The 2,788-nt window shown below is 60.5% G+C and carries 4 protein-coding genes; all 4 read right to left on the bottom strand.

Annotated elements, in window-relative coordinates; genetic code table 11:
* On the bottom strand, nucleotides 1-308 hold a 308-nt coding region (locus D6877_RS20720; RefSeq protein ID WP_178083726.1), incomplete at its 3' end, for a substrate-binding domain-containing protein.
* 103 nt (nucleotides 309-411) lie between these two features.
* Nucleotides 412-1,236, bottom strand: a complete 825-nt coding sequence (locus D6877_RS20715) for an ion transporter (RefSeq protein ID WP_130911961.1) — start codon at nucleotides 1,234-1,236, stop codon at nucleotides 412-414.
* A 21-nt stretch (nucleotides 1,237-1,257) separates the two neighbouring features.
* Nucleotides 1,258-2,172: an urea transporter gene (locus tag D6877_RS20710; RefSeq protein WP_130911960.1), complete on the bottom strand. Its 915-nt coding sequence runs from the start codon at nucleotides 2,170-2,172 to the stop codon at nucleotides 1,258-1,260.
* A 145-nt stretch (nucleotides 2,173-2,317) separates the two neighbouring features.
* Nucleotides 2,318-2,788 (bottom strand): pyruvate kinase alpha/beta domain-containing protein (locus D6877_RS30035; RefSeq protein WP_277751491.1); only part of this gene is annotated, 471 nt, incomplete at its 5' end.

The following is a 2,788-nucleotide window of genomic DNA, read 5'->3' as shown; positions in this document are numbered from 1 at the left end:
TTGTCCGGGACCAGTTTGCCGTTGTCGGCGAGGGCATTGATGTCGGTGGCCATGTTCATGGTGATGACGTCAGCCGGCAGGCCGTCGATCACCGAACGCGCCTGCTTGCTCGAGCCGCCGAAGGACATCTGCACGGTGATGTTTTCGTTGTGCTCGGCTTGCCAGTGCTTCTGGAACGCAGTGTTGTAGTCCTTGTAGAAATCGCGCATCACGTCGTAGGAAACGTTGAGCAGCGTCGGTGCTGCCTGAGCGATGTTGGCCAAGGCCAGGCCGGCGGCGAGAAGTGAGGCGCCAAAGAGTTTTTTCACTGCGCATTCCTTGTTCTATGGGGTGTCGTGTCAAAAATGAGGCGATTTGCCAGCGACTATAGCGGGCCTCGCATAGTCGCTTAAAGATTAAAAAGCTCTGTGCTTATTCCAGTTTCTTGAACAGCTGACTACCGCAGCGCGAACAAAACGCGGCGCTCTGCTCGTGGCTCTTTTTCTGGCAGCCCGGGCAGTCATGTTGCAGCTGTTCGCCGCGCATGGCGTTGGCCAGCTCAGCGGTGAAAATCCCTGTGGGCACGGCGATGATCGAGTAACCGGTGATCATCACCAGCGAGGAAATCACCTGGCCCAGCGGCGTCTTCGGCACGATGTCGCCGAAGCCCACAGTGGTCAAGGTTACGATCGCCCAATAGATGCCCTTGGGAATACTGGTGAAGCCATGCTCCGGGCCTTCGATCACGTACATCAGCGTGCCGAACACCGTCACCAGCGTGCACACGCTGACCAGAAACACGACGATTTTCTGCTTGCTGCCGCGCAGCGCCGACATCAGATAGTTGGCTTGCTTGAGATACGGGCTGAGCTTGAGCACGCGGAAAATCCGCAGCATCCGAATGATGCGGATGATCAGCAGATACTGCGCATCGCTGTAATACAGCGCGAGGATGCCCGGCACGATCGCAAGCAGATCCACCAGACCATAAAAGCTGAAGGCATAGCGCAGTGGCTTGGGCGAGCAGTACAGACGCAGGATGTACTCGCCGAGGAAAATCGCCGTGAAGCCCCACTCGATATAGGCCAGAACGTCGGCGTAATTACGGTGAATGCTGTCGATACTGTCGAGCATCACGATCACCAGGCTGGCGAGGATGATCACCAGCAGGATGCCGTCGAAGCGACGCCCGGCCGGGGTGTCGCTCTGGAAAATCATGACGTAGAGCCGTTCGCGCCAATTGTTGCTGCTGTCCATGGATAACGCCTGAATCGAAGATCAGCGCAGCCTAGGGTGATTCTCCTCGTGAGCGCAAGACTCATGCGCAAGCGACGCTTTGCCAAGCATTTGAATGCCGGCACGAATCAACCAGCAGGCGAGGATGAACGGCGCGGTCAGGGTGGCCAGCCCGAGGGCGGCAAACAGCGGCGTCACCAGCAGCGCCAGGACAATGGCGAGCAGCGGCAGCCACGGATTTTGTCGCTGAGCGCTGAAGGCGAGGGCGGCGAGTACAGCGTTGTAGCCACCGAGCCCGAGCAGTGCGGCGGACGTTTCGTGGTGCAGCAGGCTGGAACCGAGGCCGATCGCCGACGCCAGCAGCGCCCAGCAGAACGCACGGCGATCGGCAATCAGCAGACCGCTGGCAATCAACGCCCCGGCCAAAGGATGGTCGAGGAACATCACCTGGCCGAATCCGCGCAGTTCAGCGGCCAGCAGATTTGTCGTGTTCAGGTCGACCGATGCCACCGGCGCGGACGGTTCGGCGAACATCAGCAGCACCCAGCTGAGCGCCACGAACGGCGAGGTATACGCCGGTATGGCGCGACTGCGGTACACATGTTTGAGCCATTGCTGAGTGAGCATCGCACTCAAGCCGCCCGCCGCAAGAATCAACGGCGGCAGCAGTGGCGACCAAGGGAAATACAGGCTCAGCAGCAGGCCGAGCAGCACGCCGTTGTAGCTGAACAACCCGGCCTGGCGATCGGCCTTGGCGTAGTTGCGCCGCTGCGCGGTGAGCAGACCGGCAACGCCACCGAGCAGCGCCCCGGCGAACAGCACCGGCGCGGTCAGCAGAATCGCCAACAGACACAGCAGGCCGCACAGCGGATGACGCTGAAAGAAAATCTGACTGAAACCGTTGAGCAACGCTTCGGCCCAGTCGGGGCAGTGGGTGTTGAAGTGATTGGCAGGCATGGCAGTTCTGAAAGTCAGGGAAACCGAGGCGCCTGCTTCGCGAGCAAGCTCGCTCCCACATGGATCTGCGTCCAGTCATTGAGTTTGTGGTGCACACAAATCAACTGTAGGAGCGAGCCTGCTCGCGAAGAGGCCGGTACAGGCGCTAAATCAACGTTTCGATGCGCAGCGAATTGGTCGACCCCGGCTGCCCGAACGGTACGCCAGCGGTAATCAGCAGCGTGTCGCCACGCTCGGCCATGCCTTGCGCCTGGGCGATTTCCAACGCGGTCGAGCAGACTTCGTCGACCTGACGCAGGCGATCGTTGACCACCGAATGAATGCCCCACGCCACGCTCAAGCGCCGCGCGGTTTGCAGGTTCGGCGTCAGATTGAGGATCGGTGCTTTCGGCCGTTCCCGGGATGCGCGCAGCGTCGAGGCGCCGGACTCGCTGTAATTGACCAGCACCGCCACCGGCAGCACGTTGCTGATCCGGCGGATCGCACAGCTGATCGCATCGGAAACCGTCGCCTCGGCTTTCGGACGGCTGACGTCGAGCTGAGTCTGGTAATCCGGGCCGTTCTCAACCTGACGGATGATCTTGCTCATCATCTGCACGGCTTCCAGCGGGTACTC

The sequence above is a fragment of the Pseudomonas sp. Sample_9 genome, assembly GCF_004307535.1.
GTDB classification, from domain to species: domain Bacteria; phylum Pseudomonadota; class Gammaproteobacteria; order Pseudomonadales; family Pseudomonadaceae; genus Aquipseudomonas; species Aquipseudomonas mercuritolerans.
The sequence above is the reverse complement of the archived record's forward strand: the minus strand, read 5'-3'. Positions and strand labels throughout refer to the sequence as shown.

Excerpts from the sequence above, each read along its gene's own strand:
- D6877_RS20710 (WP_130911960.1), bottom strand. The coding sequence starts at position 2,172 with ATGCCTGCCAATCACTTCAACACCCACTGCCCCGACTGGGCCGAAGCG.
- D6877_RS20715 (WP_130911961.1), bottom strand. The coding sequence starts at position 1,236 with ATGGACAGCAGCAACAATTGGCGCGAACGGCTCTACGTCATGATTTTC.